At 42.9% G+C, this 21,191-nt stretch carries 16 protein-coding genes and 3 tRNA genes; 10 read left to right on the forward strand and 9 right to left on the reverse strand.

Going from position 1 to position 21,191, the window contains the following annotated elements:
* Positions 1 to 133: 133 nt before the first annotated feature.
* The 5 genes from J2X77_RS07685 to J2X77_RS07705 all read right to left on the reverse strand — a co-directional run bounded on the left by J2X77_RS07685 (position 134) and on the right by J2X77_RS07705 (position 7,267).
* Positions 134 to 3,316 (reverse strand): efflux RND transporter permease subunit, encoded by a 3,183-nt coding sequence (locus tag J2X77_RS07685; protein ID WP_209581099.1) that lies wholly within the window; start codon positions 3,314 to 3,316, stop codon positions 134 to 136.
* Positions 3,317 to 3,382: 66 nt separating this feature from the next.
* Complete coding sequence (locus J2X77_RS07690; protein ID WP_209581101.1) at positions 3,383 to 4,438, reverse strand: efflux RND transporter periplasmic adaptor subunit; 1,056 nt, start codon at positions 4,436 to 4,438, stop codon at positions 3,383 to 3,385.
* Between the two features lie 14 nt (positions 4,439 to 4,452).
* Positions 4,453 to 5,796: a TolC family protein gene (locus J2X77_RS07695; RefSeq protein WP_209581104.1), complete on the reverse strand. Its 1,344-nt coding sequence runs from the start codon at positions 5,794 to 5,796 to the stop codon at positions 4,453 to 4,455.
* 28 nt (positions 5,797 to 5,824) lie between these two features.
* On the reverse strand, positions 5,825 to 6,424 hold the full coding sequence (locus tag J2X77_RS07700) for a TetR/AcrR family transcriptional regulator (protein ID WP_209581107.1): 600 nt from the start codon (positions 6,422 to 6,424) through the stop codon (positions 5,825 to 5,827).
* 171 nt (positions 6,425 to 6,595) lie between these two features.
* Positions 6,596 to 7,267 (reverse strand): NrtR DNA-binding winged helix domain-containing protein, encoded by a 672-nt coding sequence (locus J2X77_RS07705; RefSeq protein WP_209581110.1) that lies wholly within the window; start codon positions 7,265 to 7,267, stop codon positions 6,596 to 6,598.
* Positions 7,268 to 7,452: 185 nt separating this feature from the next.
* On the opposite strand from J2X77_RS07705, the gene pfkA reads away from it, so the two are divergent.
* The 6 genes from pfkA to J2X77_RS07735 all read left to right on the forward strand — a co-directional run bounded on the left by pfkA (position 7,453) and on the right by J2X77_RS07735 (position 10,767).
* Positions 7,453 to 8,430: a 6-phosphofructokinase gene (gene pfkA, locus J2X77_RS07710; RefSeq protein ID WP_409050308.1), complete on the forward strand. Its 978-nt coding sequence runs from the start codon at positions 7,453 to 7,455 to the stop codon at positions 8,428 to 8,430.
* A 17-nt stretch (positions 8,431 to 8,447) separates the two neighbouring features.
* On the forward strand, positions 8,448 to 9,299 hold the full coding sequence (locus J2X77_RS07715) for a hypothetical protein (protein ID WP_209581123.1): 852 nt from the start codon (positions 8,448 to 8,450) through the stop codon (positions 9,297 to 9,299).
* A 4-nt stretch (positions 9,300 to 9,303) separates the two neighbouring features.
* A complete protein-coding gene (gene gap, locus J2X77_RS07720; RefSeq protein WP_209581127.1) occupies positions 9,304 to 10,302 on the forward strand; it encodes a type I glyceraldehyde-3-phosphate dehydrogenase in 999 nt (332 codons plus the stop codon).
* A 176-nt stretch (positions 10,303 to 10,478) separates the two neighbouring features.
* Positions 10,479 to 10,551: transfer RNA gene (locus J2X77_RS07725), tRNA-Phe, on the forward strand.
* 53 nt (positions 10,552 to 10,604) lie between these two features.
* Positions 10,605 to 10,677, forward strand: a tRNA-Gly gene (locus J2X77_RS07730).
* Positions 10,678 to 10,682: 5 nt separating this feature from the next.
* Positions 10,683 to 10,767 (forward strand) — tRNA-Leu (locus J2X77_RS07735).
* A 146-nt stretch (positions 10,768 to 10,913) separates the two neighbouring features.
* On the opposite strand, the gene J2X77_RS07740 is transcribed toward J2X77_RS07735, so the two are convergent.
* Positions 10,914 to 11,177: a hypothetical protein gene (locus J2X77_RS07740; protein WP_209581130.1), complete on the reverse strand. Its 264-nt coding sequence runs from the start codon at positions 11,175 to 11,177 to the stop codon at positions 10,914 to 10,916.
* Positions 11,178 to 11,544: 367 nt separating this feature from the next.
* On the opposite strand from J2X77_RS07740, the gene J2X77_RS07745 reads away from it, so the two are divergent.
* Both J2X77_RS07745 and J2X77_RS07750 read left to right on the forward strand, forming a co-directional pair.
* Positions 11,545 to 13,893 carry a GAF domain-containing protein gene (locus J2X77_RS07745; RefSeq protein ID WP_310079971.1) on the forward strand — a complete coding sequence of 783 codons (2,349 nt, stop codon included), beginning with the start codon at positions 11,545 to 11,547 and terminating at the stop codon, positions 13,891 to 13,893.
* Between the two features lie 121 nt (positions 13,894 to 14,014).
* A complete protein-coding gene (locus J2X77_RS07750) occupies positions 14,015 to 16,093 on the forward strand; it encodes an ATP-binding protein (RefSeq protein ID WP_310079973.1) in 2,079 nt (692 codons plus the stop codon).
* 67 nt (positions 16,094 to 16,160) lie between these two features.
* Here the strand turns inward: J2X77_RS07750 and J2X77_RS07755 are convergent, their stop codons facing one another.
* From J2X77_RS07755 to J2X77_RS07765, 3 genes are all read right to left on the reverse strand, one after another.
* Positions 16,161 to 16,538: a PleD family two-component system response regulator gene (locus J2X77_RS07755; protein WP_209581148.1), complete on the reverse strand. Its 378-nt coding sequence runs from the start codon at positions 16,536 to 16,538 to the stop codon at positions 16,161 to 16,163.
* A 207-nt stretch (positions 16,539 to 16,745) separates the two neighbouring features.
* Complete coding sequence (locus J2X77_RS07760; protein ID WP_310079975.1) at positions 16,746 to 17,828, reverse strand: PAS domain-containing sensor histidine kinase; 1,083 nt, start codon at positions 17,826 to 17,828, stop codon at positions 16,746 to 16,748.
* A gap of 253 nt (positions 17,829 to 18,081) precedes the next feature.
* A complete protein-coding gene (locus J2X77_RS07765; protein ID WP_310079977.1) occupies positions 18,082 to 18,732 on the reverse strand; it encodes a transcriptional regulator in 651 nt (216 codons plus the stop codon).
* Between the two features lie 332 nt (positions 18,733 to 19,064).
* On the opposite strand from J2X77_RS07765, the gene J2X77_RS07770 reads away from it, so the two are divergent.
* Together J2X77_RS07770 and J2X77_RS07775 are read left to right on the forward strand one after the other, a co-directional pair.
* Entirely contained in the window at positions 19,065 to 20,060 is a 996-nt protein-coding gene (locus tag J2X77_RS07770) for an aldo/keto reductase (protein WP_310079979.1), read from the forward strand.
* 109 nt (positions 20,061 to 20,169) lie between these two features.
* On the forward strand, positions 20,170 to 21,099 hold the full coding sequence (locus tag J2X77_RS07775) for an AraC family transcriptional regulator (RefSeq protein ID WP_293937117.1): 930 nt from the start codon (positions 20,170 to 20,172) through the stop codon (positions 21,097 to 21,099).
* Positions 21,100 to 21,191: the final 92 nt, after the last annotated feature.

A 21,191-nucleotide genomic window follows, 5' to 3' on the forward strand; every position in this document is an offset into this window, starting at 1 on the left:
GTGTATATTTTGTTAATGCGACGCAATGTAATAAAAAATATTTATGCAATCGATTGATTAACCTAAAATTAATACAAAAAAGGCGGTTAACACATATTAACCGCCTTTTTTGGATATTACATTTACTTATTTTTTAATGTTCTGCCACGTCCACATGGTCGTAATCTTCCTTCATCAAGGCTTCATAGTCAGTCTTTTCTTTCTTTCCAAAACGACGTTGAAGACTATCAAAAATAGAGTATACCACGGGCACGACAACCAAAGTCAAAAACAGGGAGGACAACAGACCCCCGATGATAACAATAGCGAGCCCCCTGTTCATATCTGCTCCATCTCCAGTAGCGATCGCAATAGGGATCATACCGAAAACCATCGCAATTGTAGTCATCAGGATCGGGCGAAGACGCGCGTGGTTGGCAGCGACCAAAGCGTCGTGCGTATTATCGCCGGCTTCCTTACGGTGGTTTGCAAAATCGACCAGCATGATCGCATTTTTAGCAACTAGACCAATCAACATGATAATACCCAAAATGGTAAAGATGTTCAAAGTCTGATTTCCTAGTGCCAGGAACAGCAATGCACCAATAAACGACAATGGAATCGAGAATAACACGACAAAAGGTGTGATAAAACTGTCGTACAATGCGACCATAACGAGGTATACTAAGATGATAGATGCCAACAAAGCGATTCCCAATGTACCGAAACCTTCACTTTGGTTTTCCATATTACCACCCCATACAAATACAATTCCGGGTTTACGCGGCAATTTCTCAAACTGCGCCTGCCACTCCTGAGCGACAGTACCCATCGGTCTACCGATGGCCTGCCCCTGAATAGATACGGCTGGCGATTTGTCGCGTCGTTCTAACAAAGTAGGTCCCGATCCATAAGTCACTTCAGCAAATTGATCCAATGAAATGGAAGCGCCTTTATCGTTGATAAATTTAAGGCCTCGCACGTTGTCGATCGTTGCACGACCACTTTCGTTATAGCGTATATTGATGTCATACTCGTTATCCCCTGCTCTATATTTATTATCCGTATTACCGGAGAATGCTGTCTGCATGGTCATACCTACGGTAGATACGTTCAATCCCAACGAAGTCATTTTATCGCGGTCTATCTTCACATTGATCTCCGGATTACCGGCTTCGGAAGTCAACTTAACCCCTGCAGATCCTGGAATTTTCCGCAATAGATCTGCTGCTTTCTCAGCAAATTCCTGCGCATCTTCGACCGAGGCACCAATGATGGTCAATTTCAATGGTGCTTGTTCCGCTCCCATGATACCCACGTTTACCGTTTTGATCTTGGCACCGATCAGCTTATTTTCCAGTTCGCGTTTTAAAGTTGCTGAATACACCTGCGAGTTGCCTTCAAAATTTTCTTTGTCGAGAATCACATGGATCTCCGATTTATAACGTGAGCCTGTTGTCGACGCCATTCCGTCTGAAGACTGACCTACTGTGGTAATGATTTCCTTGACATCTGGCTTCGCCGTGATATATGCCTCGGCTTTCTGCGTTAACAAGTTCGTCTTTTCCAAAGAAGCATCCTTATCAAGTTCCAGCTGGATAAAAAATTCTTTCCGGTCTACACTCGGAAAGAAATCCGAACCGATATACCCTTTAACCACCAGCGCGAATGATGCAATAAGTAAACCGATCGCCAAACCTAAGGTAGCCAATTTGGTTTTAACATTCTTTAATGACCAGGTTAACAAACCTGCAACCCAATGTGTAAAGCTGTTCAATCCACTTTCAAAACCATGGATGATACGGCCAAACAGCGACTTCTTGCTCAGATGCTCCAATTTACCGAAGCGTGAATACAACCAAGGTACGACGGTAAAGGATACCAATAAGGACAATAACGTCGAGATGATGACAGTCACACAGAATTGGGCAAGGATATTGGCCACCAATCCCGTTGACATGGCGATTGGAAGGAACACGACGACAATGACCAAGGTGATTGCCGTTACCGTAAATCCAATTTCAGAAGCCCCGTCATACGCCGCGCGTACTTTATTTTTTCCCATCTCCATATGGCGGTGAATGTTTTCGATCACCACGATCGCATCATCCACCAAGATACCTACCACCAGTGACAGTCCCAGTAAGGACATGAGGTTTAAGGTATACCCCATCAGTAGCAAACCGATAAAAGTCGCAATCAAGGAAAGCGGGATCGCAACCATGGTAATGGCAGCATTACGCAAACTTTGCAGGAAGAACAGCATGATAAAACCCACCAAAGCAATGGCGATCATCAAATCGTGAATAACGTTATCAGCGGCATTCAAGGTAAAATCAGAAGAGTCATTAGCCACCAGAATTTTAATATTCTGTGCCGCATAATCCTTCTCTACCCCACTAATAACTTTTCCATCTTTATCATGTACAGCGATAACTTTCTTTACGGCCTCAGACACAGCCACGGCATTCGCATCAGACTGTTTAAATACCTGTAGCAATATCGTGTTTTGGCGGTCCAAACGTGCCACCTTTTCAATCTCTTTGATACCATCCTGCACATCTGCGATATCACGCAGATAGATCTGCACGCCTGCAGGTGTAGTGATAGGCAGATTGCGCAACTCTTCGATAGAGGTTACTTTACCTGCAAGACGAATCGTTGTACGGTTGTCGCGGGTACTGACGTTACCTGTAGGAAAATCCAGGTTGGACGATGCAATAGTCTGTTGCACCTGAGAAATTGTCAGTCCATAACCTTCAATTTTTTTCGGATCTACGGAAATCTGTATTTCGCGTTCCTCGCCACCGATCATGTCAACCTTGGCTACACCATTGATCCGTGCAAAAACCGGTTGGATTTTATTGTCCAATAAGTCGTAAAGCTCTTTCTCTGACAAGTTGGATGTGACGGCCAGACTCATGATTGCCACATCATCAAACGAGAATTTGGAGAGCGAAGGCGTCTTCACATCGTCCGGCAAATCGTTGACGACAGCGTTGATTTTTCGCTGGGCGTCTGTAAGGAGGAAGTTGACATCTGCACCGTTATTCAGGGTAACCATCACAATCGAAACCCCTTCGAGCGAGGTCGACTCCACCTTTTTAATACTTTCCAACGAAGAAATCGCATCTTCTATTTTCTTGGTGACCGAACTTTCTACTTCCGCAGGCGATGCCCCCGGATAGATTGTTTGTACCGTGATTACGTTAATTTCAAACTTAGGGACCAGTTCGTAGCCCAATTGCGTATAAGAAAACAACCCACCCAATGTCAGTATTATAAATAATACGATAATGATACTGGGGCGTTTTATCGATATTTCGGTAATTTTCATTAGAATATTTTATTTTAAATAGCCGTGCAAAGACAGCGTTTCATCAGCTATTGATTACAGTATTCTCTATTTAATAATTTCTACAGGGCTTTGGTCAAATAAATTGATCTGACCCGATACAATCACCTGATCACCATCTTGCAAACCACCTAAAATCTCGATGTAATCACCAAAGTTTCTACCCGATTTGACCGTTGTTTCAATTGCTTTACCATTTTTGAGCACAAAAATCTTATTGTCACTCACACTACCTACAAAAGCATTGCGCGGCACGATCAAGGTATTGGTGGCAACACCCTCACCAAAGATTGCTGTACCGTACATACCTGCACGCAACTTGTTTGATGCATTGTTGACCTCTATCTCTACCGGAAAATTTAAGCTACCGTCCGATTTGGGGGCAATAAACGTTATCTTTCCTGTAAAGCGCTGATCTGCATACACACTTGCACTCACGTCAACAGACTGACCGATCTTTAACGTTGCGACGTTCTTTTCATCGACGTTAACGCGCAATTTCAAGGTGGCTACATTGACAATATCAAAGGCTGGAGCGCCAATATTCAGGTAGGTACCCGGTTCAATCTTACGCGCATTGACGATTCCCGATACTGACGTTTTGATAGTCACGTCGCCTGCATTCAATTTAGATGCTTTTAAATTATTCTTGGCATTTTCGAACTGCAATTTCACCTGATCCAACTGCTGTTTGGTTACACCTCCGGTAGAGTAAGCACTTTCAAAGCGTTGCAGATCAGCCTGCGCATTGGTAAATGCGGCTTGCGCATTGGCTACGTTTACATTCAGTTTATCGCCTTCAATGATCGCCAAAGTCTGTCCGGCGCTCACCCGGGAACCTTCATCCACCAATACTCTGACTACTCTGCCGGCAGTTTGGGCCGACACGGTCACTTCCTGTTTTGGTGAGAAAGTGCCATTTGCGGTATAGCGTAAATCCATGGACGACACTTTCGCTGTATCGATACGTACGGCGATTGCTGCATTTTTCTTGGCAACCTCCGCTGTTTCGGCCTCATTTTTCTTTTTATTCTTATTTAACACAAAAAATATTCCTGCTAAACCAGCAGCAATAATAAGTAGGGTAATAATTCCGCGTTTCATATTGTATTAGTCAATTATTCGTTAATCAATGATTTAAGTTTTCCATTCGCTTTGATCAGCTGAACCTCAGCGATTTTATAATCCAGCAAAGAAGTATTTAAATTATTTTGCGCATCTGCATACGCATTTTCAGCATCCAGCAGATCAGTCAATGTCGCTAGGCCATTTTTATAATTGTTGTTGGTATCATCCAATACTGATTTTGCCAGATCCACATTTTTACGGTTCGACTCGATAGTCAATAACGAGTTTTTGATCTGAACCCGCGAATTCTCAGCAGCCATATTCAATGCTAGCTTCGTATCGGCAATATCGATCTGCAATTTATCAATATCAATCTGCGCCTGACGAACTTTCGACCGTGTGAGGAAACCATTGAAAATAGGAACGGTAAGGTTCAGTCCGATACCAGAAAAGCCAGACCAATTTACCCCCTGGGCCTTAGAAAATATCGGGAATACAGGCCCCAGTCCCTGTCTTCCGTAGTTAGCGGTCAACGACAGCGTCGGATAATATTTGGAGATTTCTGCCTTTTTATTCAGTTCAAGCAATTCATTCTGTTTTGAAAGCACCTGAATTTCTGTCCTATTCGACACATCGAGCGGATCATATATCGCATCCAGTGCTACGTTTTCAAATGTTGAAGTCGGCATGGTAATCTGCTCGGACATCGACATGCCGATAACAAATTTCAATGCATTTTCTTTCAGTTCCACCGCATTAATAAGTTGTTGCCTAGAAGCTTTCAGGTTTGTCACGGCGACATTGGTACGATCCAGGTCAATTTTTTTCGCCAATCCGTTTTTAACCAACCCTTCGATCACATCCCTTGTTTTGGTGGTACTTTCCAGGTTATTATCTACAGTTTTTAACTGCAATTTAGACTGGTAAACATCATAATAACTATTAGCCACTTTCTCGATCAGTTGCTCATCCGTCAAAGTCTTATTGATCACATAAAATTCGCGGGTCGTTTTAGCGGCTTTCAGTCCCGTAAATACCGTCTGGTTAAACAGCTGTTGGTTTAAACTGATGGTATTGGTAGATTGCCATTTTTGCCCAAAAGCGGCCATGACAGTTGTTCCCGGCTGACCGACAAGCTCTCCTGGTAACGCAACTTTTTGGATCATTGGATTGTAGGTAATTCCACCGTTAAAATTCACCTGCGGCAATGCTCCTGATTTAACTTCCGCAATTTTGTGCTCAGCATTCGCAATATCAAGACCTGCTTTTTTTGCGTCAGCCTTATTTTGCAACGCAAACTTAATGGCGTCACTTAAGGTTAACTGTTGTTGTGCATGACTTTGGAAAACCATCGTACCTAATAAAAGGCTGGCTAGTATTCTGATTGTTTTCATTCCTAATTTGTTTATCCTAATTTTATATCTACTTTTTATTTATACCATTAAAAAAAAGCTTGGTAGCCAACTTTTGCTTTTGCAATACTTCATCAAAACGGTCCTGGTTTGGTATGCCCGAAATGATATCCGAAATATTGCACATCAGCGAGAGACTCTTCATCAATTCCACATAGATTTCAGCGGTCTTATAGAGTTCCTCACCATCGATTTCCCCCTTTTCGGCACCAGTCTGCAAAATCTCAAATAGCGCTTTTACATCCCGGTCATGCAGGCACTGAAAAAAATCATGCATAGAAAGCCCCTTTATCCATTCCAGATTTTCGTTCATGTGCAACATATAGTATTTCCGTACAAATGCATCACGCAGCTCCAAAATCTTAATGATCAGCTCGTAGGTTGTACCTTCATGTGCCGCAGCGACTTTTTCCTCCTCTTCCCTATACTCATCTGTCAAACGCACAATTACGTCGCGTATAAGTGCATTCTTTTCCGAATAATAGTAATACAAGTTTGCCTTGGTAATTTTTATATCCTCCGCAATTTCATTCATCGTAGTCTTACTAAAACCGTAATGCATAAAGCGCCGTATCGCCGCCTCGATGATTTGATCTTTTCTATCTTCCATTCTTCAAAAAACTCCTTTCAACTTTCTGACTTTTATCAGAAATTGTTCAAAAATATAAAAAGTAACATGCCGTACAAAATAAATTTTGAAATTGTAATAATTTTGATATTGGTCTGACAACAAAAAAGGCAAACTTTACAAGTTTGCCTTTAATAGGATAAATGTGTACGATCAAAATGCGACCGTGTTCTGAAAATGTTTGAGAAACTTCCGTTTGTCCAATTTATAGAGTCTTGCTGCGCGATACGCCACACCGGTCTGTACCTCGTCGAGTTCTTTTAGAAACCCATAATTTTGCATTTTCTTTCTAAAATTGCGTTTATCGAGTTGTTTATTCAATATTCCCTCATAGACCAGCTGTAATTGGGTGAGGGTAAATTTTTCGGGCAGCAATTCAAAAGCGATAGGCTTATATGCGAGGCGGCGCTGCAATCTTTCCAGACAGAGGTCCAAAATCTGCTTGTGGTCAAAGGCCAGTTCGGGTACATTACGAACAGGAAACCATTTGGCCTGTTTCATGTAATTTGTAACAGGCTTAGTTTTCAGTTTGGTACTGTCCAATTGAATGAGGGCGTAATAAGCCACGGTCAAAATTCTTCCCTTTGGATGCCTTTTTAAACCCGCAAAGGAATGGAGCTGATCCATAAAGACGTCTTTCAAACCTGTATTTTCATACAAAATCCGCTTTACGGCATCTTCCATCTCTTCATCGTTATCCACGAAAAAGCCTGGCAATGCCCACCAATCCTTAAAAGGATATTCATTTCTTTCGGCCAGAAGAACTTTTAATTCTCCTTCGTGAAAGCCTAATATGACACAGTCTACGGTAAAATTACTATACAAAACTTCTAAATCTATTTATGTGCAATATACTGAGCTAAATTTAGCGGTTACTAATCATCGGGTTATCTGTAACAATTATACGCTTCCTAAACGTGATGCGCAAAAAAATATTGAAAAATTTATTCAAAGTGTAGAATATACACTATAAAAATCTTATATTCGTATCACCTAAAATATTGCGTGTGATAAAAGAAATTAAAAAAATAGGCGTTTTAACATCCGGAGGTGATGCTCCTGGCATGAATGCCTGTATACGTGCTGTAGTTCGTACAGCATTACATAAGGGATTAGAAGTTACTGGTATTTACCAAGGTTATCAAGGCCTGATCGATGCCAATTTTATAGAAATGGATACACGTTCGGTCAGTAATATCATCCAACGTGGCGGTACAATATTGAAAACGGCGCGTTGCATGGAGTTCAAAACACCAGAAGGCCGTCAAAAAGGCTACGATAATCTAAAAGCTGCCGGTGTTGACGCTTTGGTGGTAATCGGCGGTGATGGATCCTTTACCGGTGCAAACTTTTTTTCCAAAGAATTCGACATTCCCGTAGTAGGAATACCGGGAACGATAGACAACGATTTGTATGGTTCAGATTATACCATTGGGTACGATACGGCCAATAATACCGTTATTGAAGCAATTGATAAAATCAGAGATACGGCAGCTTCGCATGAGCGTCTTTTCTTTGTGGAAGTAATGGGTAGAGACTCAGGCTGTATCGCTTTAAATGCCGGTATTGCAGGCGGAGCCGAAGCTATTTTACTTCCTGAAAAAGAAACGGCTATTGACGATTTGATCCGCCACCTGGAAGATGGGGCTATAAAGAAGAAATCATCTTCTATTGTTATTGTTGCTGAGGGCGACCAAAACGGTGGAGCATATTATGTAGCGAAAAAAGTAAAAGAAAAGTTTGATCATTACGACACGAAAGTTAGTATATTAGGGCATTTGCAACGTGGTGGTTCTCCGACGAGTTTCGACCGCGTGCTTGCTAGTCGATTGGGCTTTGCTGCTGTCAATGAATTATTGGCAGGAAATACACGAATAACTGTAGGTCTGCGTGGCAATGAAATCCAAACAACTCCAATTGAAGAAGCAATCAGCAATAAGGAAATCAAACTTAGCCCTGATTTATTGGAAATGGCTGAGATTTTATAATCATAAATTGAACAGACATGATAGCAGTAGTATATAGTGGATCGCGATTTTCGGACTGGAGATTGGCCGATAAAGGCCGTATAACCACTGGTTTTCGCATGAACGGGATCAATCCCTATCTTCAAGATGAGCGTTCCATACTACAGCACCTGCACAAGAACACCAATCTGATCAACAACGCCGAGAAAATAAAGCGGATTTATTTTTTTGGTGCGGGGTCATCGTCCAAGGAGCGCAAGGATAAAATAAAGAATGTCTTGGAGCGTTTTTTTGTCAACGCTCGTGTGCGGGTAGACCATGATGTAATCGCTTCGGCGATTTCTACGTTTGGCGACGAAAGAGGCATCATTGGGATTATAGGAAGTGGATCGAATGCAGCTTATTATACAGGGAAAAAAATCATTGATAATAACTATGGTCTAGGCTACATCCTAGCCGATGAGGGAGCAACAAATTGGAACAGCCAGCAGCTGCTCAAACATTATATGACAGAATCTCTCCCTATTGATCTTCGGGACAAATTGGAAAGACAATTTAATATTGATAAGAAAATGATTTTGGAACGGGTTTATTTTGCACCTCAACCGACAAATTTTCTGAATTCCTTCACCGATTTTGTACTTGACAACAAAGATCATTTATTCATCAATCAGCTGGTTAAAAACGGGCTTCGTACGTTTATTAAAACTTACATCAAGCCGCTAATGAAAGAATATCCCGACAGTGACGTAAACTTTACCGGTTCGGTTGCGTTCAATTATGAGAACCTCCTCCGGGAAGTTGCCACAGAAGAATTTAATATCAGTATTGGAACTGTAGTCAAGGAACCAATACACAATTTAATTAAATATTATATCAATAAAAATTAAGAATATGAAAATTGGAATTAACGGATTTGGCCGTATTGGTCGTTTAGCATTCAGAGCAGCAATCAATCGTCCAGAAATTGAAATTGTTGGTATCAATGACTTAGTTGAACCAGACTATATGGCTTATATGTTGAAATATGATTCAACACATGGCAAATTTGACGGTTCTGTAGAAGTAAAAGACGGTAATTTGGTTGTTAACGGAAAAACTATTCGCGTTACAGCTGAGAAAGATCCAGCAAACTTGAAATGGGATGAAGTAGGTGCTGAAGTGATCATCGAATCTACAGGCTTCTTCTTGACACAAGAGTTGGCTCAAAAACATATCGATGCAGGTGCTAAGAAAGTGGTGATGTCTGCTCCAGCAAAAGACGATACCCCTACTTTCGTAATGGGTGTAAACCACAAAGAATTGAAAGCTGATCAAAATATCGTTTCGAACGCTTCATGTACAACAAACTGTTTAGCGCCTATCGCTAAAGTATTAAATGATAAATTTGGTATCGTTGAAGGTTTGATGACTACAGTTCACGCCGTAACTGCAACACAAAAAACAGTGGATGGTCCTTCAGTAAAAGACTGGAGAGGTGGCCGTGGTGCATACCAAAACATCATCCCTTCATCTACAGGTGCTGCTAAAGCAGTAGGTTTGGTTCTTCCTGAATTGAAAGGTAAATTGACAGGTATGTCATTGCGCGTTCCTACAGCAGACGTCTCAGTTGTTGACTTGACAGTACGTTTAAACAAAGGTGCTTCCTACGAAGATATCAAGGCAGCAATGAAAGAAGCTTCTGAAGGTGAATTGAAAGGTATCTTGGGTTATACTGAAGACGAAGTTGTTTCTTCAGATTTCTTAGGTGATGCACGTACATCAATCTTCGATGCGAAAGCTGGAATTTCATTGAATGACAACTTCGTTAAAGTGGTATCTTGGTACGATAACGAGTGGGGTTATTCAAACAAAATTGTTGATTTGGTCTTAGAAGTTGGCAAATTGTCGTAATCGACAGCATCAACAAACTATACAGGGGCTATTCCATACGGATAGCCCCTTATTTTTTTTACTTAAAAATCAGCAGGTTGGCGTTTAAACGTAAAAAAAAGCGCATTTAGCTTTCGTAATTCAAATAATCCGTCTATATTTGCATCATCAATAAGGCAAACAGCTCACGTTGAAAAGGTGCCATAGCTCAGTTGGTAGAGCAAAGGACTGAAAATCCTTGTGTCGCTGGTTCGAATCCAGCTGGCACCACCGAAAAGGAAGAACGCGAGGTTCTGACCGATTGAAAGAATAGTAATTCCAATGCGAAAATAGCTCAGCTGGTAGAGCACAACCTTGCCAAGGTTGGGGTCGCGAGTTCGAATCTCGTTTTTCGCTCACCTGCCTAGGTGGTGGAACTGGTAGACACGCAGGACTTAAAATCCTGTTCCCGTTAAGGGAGTGCGGGTTCGATTCCCGCCCTAGGTACAAAAAAAGCTCATCATACGATGAGCTTTTTTTGTTTATACTCCATAGACTGTTTCTCCGCACCATCCAACACTTCAAGCCTACCCATCGTCCCTTCGATCCAGTAGCCTATAGAGACGATTCGCTGTACACAACCTTATTTTTACCTAGTGCGACTCTGCGTTATCATCACTATTACGGTCTACCGACAATAAAAAGAGTAGTTTATCGATCGCTGGCCTGTGCCATTCTTCCGGCAGATCACCGCTGAGATAAGCCAGTTGTTCATCTAAGATGAGCTGGCATCCATCCATTGTAATGCGTGCATATTCGTTTTGGCCTTCCTCCCGACCTACTTCAAAATCAAAATACTTTTCTATTCCTTCGTCGTTGGTCACAGGAATCCCGGTAAATGTAGTTCTCTCTTCCATGGTATTAGTTTTTAATTTTCATATACATTGTCATATCCTTATTGCTGTTGCCAGCCTTCTGACCTCTGCCTTCATTTCCCGATCGCTGAGCTCAAGTTATTCGCTGCTTTAAGCAACCTCCTATCATTCTTTCTGTGCGATCTGATTCCGCTTGCTTATGTCTTTTGTGTATAGAACAAGCGCATGCCCATACAGTTTGATGCTTTTACTATTTTTAACCTATAGCTAGACAGCAGTGAACGGAGCCGCTATGACATCCTTCCGTAAAAACGGAAAAATGTATTAAAAATACGTCCTGCAATCGCCGATTATTTTTTATTTTTGTACATCTTCCAGCAATAATCTAATTTAGTCGGGAACAACCATTATGCAGTTTAATTTCGCCTTTGATTCCAGTCCGTTCAAAACCCTGATCGCTTTTCACAAGATTATACCCGCCTTTGAAAAGGCCGCCTTATCGCCGATCGATTTTCAGGCAGCTTACGCGCGCTCGTTACTGGACGAAATCAAGAAATATCCCCAACTAATCGAAGGTGTGGAGAAAGCTGACGATCTGTTGCGCTACGAGCCCATCATCAGGGTACTGTTGGCAGACCTGTTCCCGAGCTCACTAACACACAATGAGATCAAGGCCGTTACGATTCCCTTTCATCTCTACACGTTCAATCACACCGCAAGGCTCGAAAAAATCTTACGCGATGCTGGCGATCACTATGAATTCAGTCTTCGCGACATCTCTCCCGACACCTATTATATTCTCAATTGCTGCGTCATCATCAGCCAGTATTATGGCTTTAAGGTAGACGCTATGGATGCGCCCCAATTTTTGGATATTCCAGATAAAAATAATATTATCCATCATTACCGCGTATTGTTCAATGCCGATTTTATGGATGTGATCCCCACTGAACGCGCTGTGCATCTTTCAGAAGACGATATTATTGAACTGATCGACAATTTTTCGGATATTGCCTTATGGAAATCCAAATTCCCCGAACGGAGCTGGATCTTAAAAGGCTTTGCCATAATGACCCTTTTTGATGCCACCATTGAAAATGCGGTATCGAGCTTCAAGAGTAATCTACTCCGCGAGAAGAGTGCGATCCAGCTGGCAGAAATTGAAAATATTTTTAGGTCTATCTACAAAATTAGCGATCTGCGCATCGGTCTCACCTCATTTGAAAAGGTCCGAAACGAATACAACTTACGGATTGTCGAAAAACAGCTTTACAGCCATCTGCTCTACGATTCCACAATCACCGAGTGTGAAGAGATGCTCTGCAGCGACACCCTCGAGAGCCTGCTGACAAAAGATGAATATCTTGTCGTGCCCGATATCGACAAGATGCCCATCACTGATTCGAAACAGGCCTATTTTATCAATAAGCTGAAGCAACAGCAGGTCAAGAGTTTTATTTTTGTGCCCCTTGTCGAAGGCGGCAAAGTTTTGGGTCTGCTGGAGATGTCATCGTCGCGTGTACGCGAACTCAATTCTGTCAATGCCAACAAGCTCAACTTTATTTTGCCTTTTATTAAAGATAAAGTGTCCAAAGCATTTTCCGAGACAGAAAATCAGATCGAGGCAGTGATCCAAAAGGAATACACCTCCATCCACCCAAGTGTCAAATGGCGGTTTCAGGAAGAAGCTGTCCACTTTCTGAACGACCGCGCTTTCGGGAAAGACTATGCCCTGCAGGAGATTGTCTTCGATCATGTGTATCCGCTTTACGGACAGATCGACGTACAGGGGTCATCCGAATCGCGCAACCAGGCGATAAGGCAGGACCTGTCCAACCAAAACAGTGCTTTGATCACCCTATTCAGGGCCATCAATCAGACACAAAAATTACCCCTGTTTGAGCAGAAGATTTTCGATCTGGAAAGAAACCTGGCGGCACTTCAGCATGCGCTTCTGACCGATACCGAACAGCAGATGCTCGATTATTTTAATGCTGACATCCATCCTATCCTGGAAAACTTCCGAAAAAACACGCGAGATACTAACATTGTCGACGCAATTGACCGTTATTTTGAACGTATCAACCTAGCAATCGGTGGTTTTTATGAGGCGCGTCGCGATTATGACAGTTCCATCACCCTGATCAATAAAAAGCTCGTGGCCGTGTTGGACGAAAAACAGGTCGAAGCCCAGGAATATTTCCCCCATTATTACGAACGCTACAAAACGGATGGTATCGAACACAATATGTATATCGGTGCATCCATTGCGCCCGAACGCAATTTTGAGCTGTATTACCTGCGCAACTTACGCTTATGGCAGCTGCAGGTCATGTGCGCAATGGAACACGAATTTAAGTTGCTGCAGCCCTCACTGCCACATCAACTGGAGGTGACCTCCCTTGTGCTTGTCTTTGCAACACCTATTTCCATCCGTTTCCGGATGGACGAAAAACAGTTTGATATCGATGGTTCCTACAATGTACGGTATGAAATTGCCAAGAAACGCATCGACAAAGCCAAGATTAAAGGAAAATCGGAACGCATTACCCAAAAAGGAAAACTGGTCATAGTCTATTCCACCATTCACGAAGAAACCGAATACCTGGGCTATATCAACCTGCTTCAGCACAAAGGCCTGCTTGAGGCTGATATCGAACAGTTTGAGGTGGAAGACCTACAAGGTCTGATCGGTTTGAAAGCCATACGCGTAGGTTTCACATTTCAGGAGGTTGAGGTATTAAACCATGTTCATTAATGAGCCAGCACAGCTAACTGACGACTTCGAACAGCTTTATTATACAAAAATTAATTTTATTGCATCGGCGTAGCATATCTGCCAAGATTGGGTTATCTTTACGTAAAGATAATCCGGTCATATGACAGAAGATGTATTCAGCGAAGCGGCTACACCACGCAGGGAAATTGAAAGGATTGCCGCACTGCAGCGTTACGAAATTATGGATAGCCCTTCCGAAAAAATTTTTGATGGCCTATTGGAAATAGCGGCACAGGTTTTTCGGACGCCGATACTAATACTCTGCTTTGTTGACGCAGAACGGATCTTTGTTAAGTCAGCTATCGGCATCGATCCGATACAGATTAGCCGTAAGGACAGCCTTCTATCGCACATCATCCAACCAGGCAAGGTGTTGGTCAGCACAGAGGCTAATTTTGGCGGGGTACATGGACTGCGCTTCTATGCTGCTGCCCCATTGATCACTCCCGATGGATTTCATATCGGTACATTCAGTATTGCTGATTATGAATGTCGCGGATTTAGTGCCGCCGAAGAGCGCATGCTGTCGTCATTTGCCCGTACTGCAATGGATCAGGTCGCTTTACGTTATGCAGCCATTGAAAATGTCCAAGAAGTGGCTTCCACTAATATCAACCTAGCCAATATGCAGCAGCGGCTGCTCGACCTCAACAGCGAGCTGGAGGCTACCAACGAGCAGCTCACGCTCACCAACAGCAAGCTGTATAAATCCTATGACATCACGCTATTGCTCAATAAGAATCTGAAAAAGAGCGAGCAGCGTTTAAAATCATTTATTACCAAAGCACCAATTGCTTTCGCCATTTTAACAGGCCGCGAAATGAAGATTGAAGTGGCCAATGATATGGTGCTCAAAATCTGGGGTAAAACGACAGCGGTAATCGGGAAGCCGCTAGCCATTGCATTGCCAGAATTGCACGATCAGCCCTACCTTGGAATCCTTGATAGCGTTTTTACCAGTGGGGAAACCTATATTGGTGATACGGCACCCGTGCTGTTTGATTACGAAGGTGAGATTAGTCAACATTATTTTGATTTTATTTATGAACCCGTCAAGGGCGAAGATGGGAAAACAGAATCGATCATTGTAATTGCCAATGAGGTAACCGAGCGTATCCTTCAGAAAGAGCACCTTGAAGGGCTCAACCAGCAATTGGAAATGGCTCTAAAGGCAGGAGAACTGGGGACCTACCACCTCGATATTCAAAACTGGAAAAACCATGCATCGGCCACCTGCAAAAGTCATTTTGGTCTTCCCCCAACAGAGGACTTTCAATTTAAAGATTTTATACAAGCCATTGTACCCGAGCATCGTGAGGCGGTAGAGCAAAAAGTTCAGGAAGCCATTGCTAAAAATATAACCTACCAGGCCGAATATCTTACTTGCTGGCCCGATGGTTCCCTACATTGGATCAATTCTTCGGGGCTAACCCGTTATGATGCCGAAGGGAAACCTTTAGACCTCATCGGCGTAACAGTAGATGTGACCAAACGCAAAAATTACGAAGCCCAGAAAGAGGATTTTCTCAGTATCGCCAGCCATGAGCTCAAAACTCCCATTACCAGTCTACGGGGCACAATACAGATGCTGGAAATGCTCAAGGATAAATCGGCAGACGCCACCATCAGCAAACTGATTGACATGTCGGGCGTCAGTGTCAAAAAAATAACAGCACTCGTAGATGACCTGCTCAATATGCACCGCATTAGTTTGGGGCAGTTAAAACTCAATAGAACCCCCATTGAAGCGGCTAAAGTGATCCGCTCCTGCTTCCAAGATATCAATATTATCGGCAAGCATCAGCTCAACTTGATCGGCGATCTTGACGCCGTGATCAATGCCGATGAGCAGCGTATCGAACAAGTCGTTTCCAACCTGATCAATAATGCGATCAAATATGCCCCCGAATCCTATCAAATTGATGTGCGTATCGAAAAGAAATCGGATTATGTTAAGATCCATGTGCGGGATTATGGCGAAGGTATTGCTCCCGAACTACAGCATCAAATTTTCGAACGCTATTACCGCGTCTATCCCGACGGTAAGAAATACTCTGGCCTCGGATTGGGGCTGTATATTTCTGCTGAAATCGTACGTCGGCATGGTGGTGAAATCGGGGTGGATAGCACACCGGGTAAAGGTAGTAATTTTTGGTTTACCATACCCCATGCTTTCTGATTCTCCCACTATACCGCATCGTTTTTCATGTCAGCAAACCGACCATAGCACTTTCACTGCATGCCGATCAAGCTGTCGACCTGCACGTCACTTTTGTACATTTCTCGAGCTGATAGTATAGCTCATTTAAGTCCAAAGGTTTTGGTAAAAAACTATCAGCACCCCATGCCCTTGCTGCATCACTATCCGCCGGATTGGCAGACATCATGATGACCGGTATATTTTTGAAGGTTTTAGAAAAAAGACTTTGCAATATCAGATTACCGTCAAACTGCCAATGCATTTCTGCGCTCATGAGCAGGATGTCGGGATGAATGCTTTCAACTGCACCTATCAGTTTTTTTGATTGGGAAATGGTATACACCTCATACTCATCCGTTAAAACCAATGAAAGAGCCTCCAATACCATTGAGCTCTCATCGCAAACTATTATTTTTCTTTTCATCTTTTTCCATCTTTAAATGAACAGAAAAAAGGAAATCATTATTCCGGTCATTTAAATCAGAACTTGCATTCAACAACAATAGTTTTAAATAAATGAAAATAGATATGCAATCTTTAAACGCCACGTTAAAGTCGTTTTATAAAGCTTCATTGCTTAACAAAAGTCTGGTGCATGTATAGCGGATGTTTTTATTGAAGCGTTGTGGTCCTATTTGTTATAAGGGAGTGTAAAAGAGATATCAGTACCCGGTCCCACCTTTTCAAGGATCTTGATCTGGCCACCGTGTCGCAATATGATATCGGCGCATAGAAATAGTCCAATACCAAGTCCTTCGATATGCCCCTCACTATTGGCCCGATAAAACTTCTCAAATACTTTTTTCCGATCTTCTGATTTTATGCCCATCCCCAGATCACTCACCACGATGGATACTTCATCCTGAAGGGCTACCGCATTGATATGCACGGGCGATTTTCCGTCGCTATACTTAATCGCGTTATTGATCAGGTTGGTGATGACCTGTCCAATACGATATCCGTCAGCATGCAAAAAGACATCCTGTTCAGGTATATGCACTTGTATATCACTTTCAGGGAACACCAGTCCAGCGTTTTGGCTTATTTCAAGGATGAGTTGTGATAGGTTTATTTCGGTCTTATCCAATGTAATGCCCCTGGCCATAACCATCACAGGTGCAACCATTTCATTTAGCAATCGGTTGATACGCTCGGTGGCTTTAAGCGCATTGCGAATCAATTTATTCGATAGCGTATCTTCTTGTACTTCCAATTTCCTTTCCAGCATCTGCAGTGTTCCTTTCACAGATGACAGCGGAGTCTTGATTTCATGCATGGCAATGCTCAACATTTCGTCGCGCAAAATTTCCAGTTCTTTCTTTTCGGTAATATCAAGCGTTGTTCCCGATATGACCTGCGGATAACCGGCCTCGTCATAAGTAACCCATCCACGTGCCTCAATCCAATGTATACTCTTATCGCTATGACGTACACGATATTCGGCATGGTACGGAATTTGGAGCTCTATAGATCGGGCCACGCAATCTTGCATCGCCTCCAGGTCATCTTCTACGATACAGCCCAGCATATCACTGTAACTAAATTCCTTCGTCGTGTCCCACCCAAAATTTCTTTTGCACTGATCCGTGCAAGACATATAATTATTTTCTACCAGGCTTACTTCCCAAAAGCCCATACGAGCTTGTTCAAGCGCCTGAGCGAGATGTTTTTGGGATACTGTAAAAGTAGAATCCGCACCATACAAATTAATCATACAGTTGATTGAAGTTAGCGGCCCTTATGAACCGCGGTAAAGGTACACATTTATAATATTATTAGTATTACAATTATTGTAACAGATGAATTCCTACAAAAGTTGGCACCTTTAACGGGCTTTGACGACCGTCCTAATTAGCCACTGCCAACAGCGAAGTGTGCCATGTTCCAATGCAAAATAGCCTATAATAAAAAGGCCGAACCCCGTGTTCGGCCATTACCTTATCTAGCAAATTGCTGAGCAAATTCTTTTAGTTAGACGCCGGATATGTTGGTGCAGGGTAATCCCGGTCGACATGCATTTGATTGATTAAAATTTCACGGATCAGATGACGCATCCGGATATCATCGACAGCAATTTTGACGATCTTATTGTTGTAATAGGTATCAATTTCAAATTCACGCTCAATCTTCTTGGCAAATGCGGGCGCTATCGATTTATAGTTAAGTACGAGCTCCGTTTCCTTGTCTGCTATTTTTTTTAGGGTCAACGTCCAGGTTACTCCGTACTCCGGAGAGAAGAAAATCTTTCTTGGCGGTGGCACTTTCAATTTTCTATCCTTTAACGTATAGGTATGCAAGATATGAATACTCGGTTTGGAAACGTCCTTTGCCGCTTCAGCGACTAGTTTATTAAACTTCTTTTCGTCGTCCACCACAGTTTCGATACTTAAACCCTCTTCTTCAATTTCAAAGGTAGCCGTCGTATCGGTTGCTGCAAGCGGTGTGACCTGTATTTTGCTATCTCCGTACCTGCCGGATATGTCGGAAACCGCTTCCTTCACACGGTCAAAACTTGCGGGTATGCGCTGCGGGAGCAGTTTAGTCGTTACTATTTGCGCCTGTACATTTCCAACTACCGCTGCTAGAAGAAGCAGTATACAACAATATTTTCTCATCATGATTATTTAAATTATCCATTGAAGCCTATCATGCGCTCAATTTTGATGTAATTTAAGCGTTTTTATGATCGATTTGTTCAGCGATTTAATATTTAACTGCAGCTGTTTACAATTCGTCATCGCTGTGCCGACATTCGTTGCCGTGCGGTCACCTCGTTCTGCCAGTCCATCAAGGAAATCCCTTGGTTGCTCTGATCATCGGAGCACGTACGGAAAAGGTATACGGGCCAAGTATACATAACGATCCGTAATTCGGTTACATTATTCTGTAATTGGGGTAAGTGGCCAACGGGTCTTGAACCGTAATTTTGATTAACAAAAAAAAGCAGCAAATGAAAACAAGAAAACTAGGCAGCCAAGGGCTCGAAATTCCAATGATAGGGCTCGGCTGTATGGGGATGAGCAGTTTTGCGTCCACAGGCGATATTTACGGCAAGGCCGACGAAAAAGAATCCATTGCGACCATCCATCGATCCTTAGCACTGGGTGGCAACTTTTTGGATACTGCCGATCTCTACGGTCCTTTTGAAAACGAAAAACTTATCGCCAAAGCCATCAAAGGTAAACGGAATGAGTTTATCATCGCCAGCAAATTCGGCTTTGAGATTGATGCCAGCGGTCAAGTGACCTGGCGTATCAATGGCCGGCCAGATTATATCCAAAAGTCAATCGAATGCTCCCTAAAAAACCTCGATACCGACGTAATTGATCTATACTATATGCACCGGCCTGATCCAAATGTGCCTATTGAAGAAACTGTCGGTGCCATGGCCGAACTGGTCAAAGCCGGCAAAGTCCGGTACCTGGGCATCTCAGAAGTCAGTGCCGAGCAAATAAAAAAAGCACATGCCACCTTTCCGATTACGGCAGTGCAGAACGAAATTTCCCTATTCGGACGTGAGGTAGAAACCAACGGCGTATACGAACTCACACAAGCGCACGGCATCGGCCTAGTCGCCTACTCCCCCTTGGGCCGCGGATTTATTACGGGACAGATCAAGTCGCCGGACGATATTCCAGCAGATGATTTTCGCAGACTTATTCCACGCTTTCAGGGCGAGCAGTTTTACAAAAACGTGGCGCTCGTGCGCGAGCTTGAACAAATCGGCTTAGAAAAACAAGTTACTCCGTCCCAGCTGGCCCTCGCCTGGCTCATCCAAAAAAACATTGTGCCCATACCTGGCACAAAAAAGGTACGCTATGTGGAGCAAAATATTGCGGCCACCGAAATCCTGCTGACCCCCGAGGAGATCCAACGCATTGAGGCTATTCTACCCGTAGGACTCGATACCGGATCGCGCGATGTCAGCATACCGCTGCAATCCTAGAAAATATAAATGTCATGTTTGCCCAAAGCGCATGACATTTTACTTAAATTAGCGTATCATACACTAGGCAATACGACCATGTCAACGATATTTAATAGGCCATACGACCATGTCAAAAAAAGAACCAGCATTCGTTAAGATAAATAGCATCGCGGAATATCATGAGGCATTGCAGTTGCCCAAACCGCAGCACCCGCTTTTCAGTATCACCGATTTCTCGCAGAACAAGCATACACATCCCTCGGTAGAAACCACCTTTCTACTCAATCTCTACTGCATTTCCGTCAAGGAAGATGCGCAGTGCGTGTTGCGTTATGGCCCCCATCACTACGACTTTCGGGAGGGCCTAATGACCTTCTTTAAACCCGGTCAGGCCATTACTGTAGATCCGACGAGCTCCGATGTCAAAGTTGGCTATTCCGTTGTTTTCCATCCAGATTTTATCCGTACCTATGAGCTGGCAAACAACATCGGTAGCTATAGTTTTTTCGACTATGAGGTCAATGAAGCACTTTTCCTATCCGAAAAGGAAAAGCAGCAGATCAGAACGATCGGAAAGGGTATTTTGAGCGAGTATGAAGGTACCATTGACAGCTACAGCCAAGATGCCATTGTCAGTTTTATCGCGTTGTTACTGGTGTATTCACAGCGCTTTTATGACCGTCAGTTTATCACCCGTAAAGCACACAATATACCATTGGTTAGCCGGTTTGAGCAGTTGCTCGATGAATACTTTGACGCCGGCACAGAACACACCGGCCTTCCGCAGGTAGGGTACTTTGCGGAACGTTTGAATATGTCAAAAAACTATTTAAGCGATCTACTGCGGGCGCAAACCGGTGAGAGCGCACAGAACCACATCCAGCATAAGATCATCGAAAAAGCAAAAAATCTGCTTTCACGCTCTCAGCTTTCTGTCGCCGAAATCGCCTATCAGCTCGGATTTGAACAGCCACAGTCCCTCAATCGATTATTTAAAAAGAAAACATCGGTCTCCCCACTTGAATTTAGGAGAACGATAAGCTTTAACAATCTTTAACTTTATTATTACAATCATTCGAATAAATTACCGTACCTTTAGACCAATTCAATCACTCAAGATCGAATCGTAAAAAAAGAAAGCATATCTCT

Origin of the sequence: Sphingobacterium sp. 2149 (assembly GCF_031455655.1) — a bacterium.
Lineage (GTDB): Bacteria > Bacteroidota > Bacteroidia > Sphingobacteriales > Sphingobacteriaceae > Sphingobacterium.

What these genes read in the sequence shown, in the direction of transcription:
- J2X77_RS07715 (WP_209581123.1), top strand. Translation starts at nt 8,448, where the DNA reads ATGATAGCAGTAGTATATAGTGGATCGCGATTTTCGGACTGGAGATTG.
- J2X77_RS07700 (WP_209581107.1), bottom strand. Translation starts at nt 6,424, where the DNA reads ATGGAAGATAGAAAAGATCAAATCATCGAGGCGGCGATACGGCGCTTT.
- J2X77_RS07775 (WP_293937117.1), top strand. Translation starts at nt 20,170, where the DNA reads ATGTCAAAAAAAGAACCAGCATTCGTTAAGATAAATAGCATCGCGGAA.
- J2X77_RS07685 (WP_209581099.1), bottom strand. Translation starts at nt 3,316, where the DNA reads ATGAAAATTACCGAAATATCGATAAAACGCCCCAGTATCATTATCGTA.
- J2X77_RS07690 (WP_209581101.1), bottom strand. Translation starts at nt 4,438, where the DNA reads ATGAAACGCGGAATTATTACCCTACTTATTATTGCTGCTGGTTTAGCA.
- J2X77_RS07750 (WP_310079973.1), top strand. Translation starts at nt 14,015, where the DNA reads ATGACAGAAGATGTATTCAGCGAAGCGGCTACACCACGCAGGGAAATT.
- J2X77_RS07760 (WP_310079975.1), bottom strand. Translation starts at nt 17,828, where the DNA reads ATGATTAATTTGTATGGTGCGGATTCTACTTTTACAGTATCCCAAAAA.
- J2X77_RS07765 (WP_310079977.1), bottom strand. Translation starts at nt 18,732, where the DNA reads ATGATGAGAAAATATTGTTGTATACTGCTTCTTCTAGCAGCGGTAGTT.
- J2X77_RS07740 (WP_209581130.1), bottom strand. Translation starts at nt 11,177, where the DNA reads ATGGAAGAGAGAACTACATTTACCGGGATTCCTGTGACCAACGACGAA.
- J2X77_RS07695 (WP_209581104.1), bottom strand. Translation starts at nt 5,796, where the DNA reads ATGAAAACAATCAGAATACTAGCCAGCCTTTTATTAGGTACGATGGTT.
- J2X77_RS07770 (WP_310079979.1), top strand. Translation starts at nt 19,065, where the DNA reads ATGAAAACAAGAAAACTAGGCAGCCAAGGGCTCGAAATTCCAATGATA.
- J2X77_RS07745 (WP_310079971.1), top strand. Translation starts at nt 11,545, where the DNA reads ATGCAGTTTAATTTCGCCTTTGATTCCAGTCCGTTCAAAACCCTGATC.
- gap (WP_209581127.1), top strand. Translation starts at nt 9,304, where the DNA reads ATGAAAATTGGAATTAACGGATTTGGCCGTATTGGTCGTTTAGCATTC.
- J2X77_RS07755 (WP_209581148.1), bottom strand. Translation starts at nt 16,538, where the DNA reads ATGAAAAGAAAAATAATAGTTTGCGATGAGAGCTCAATGGTATTGGAG.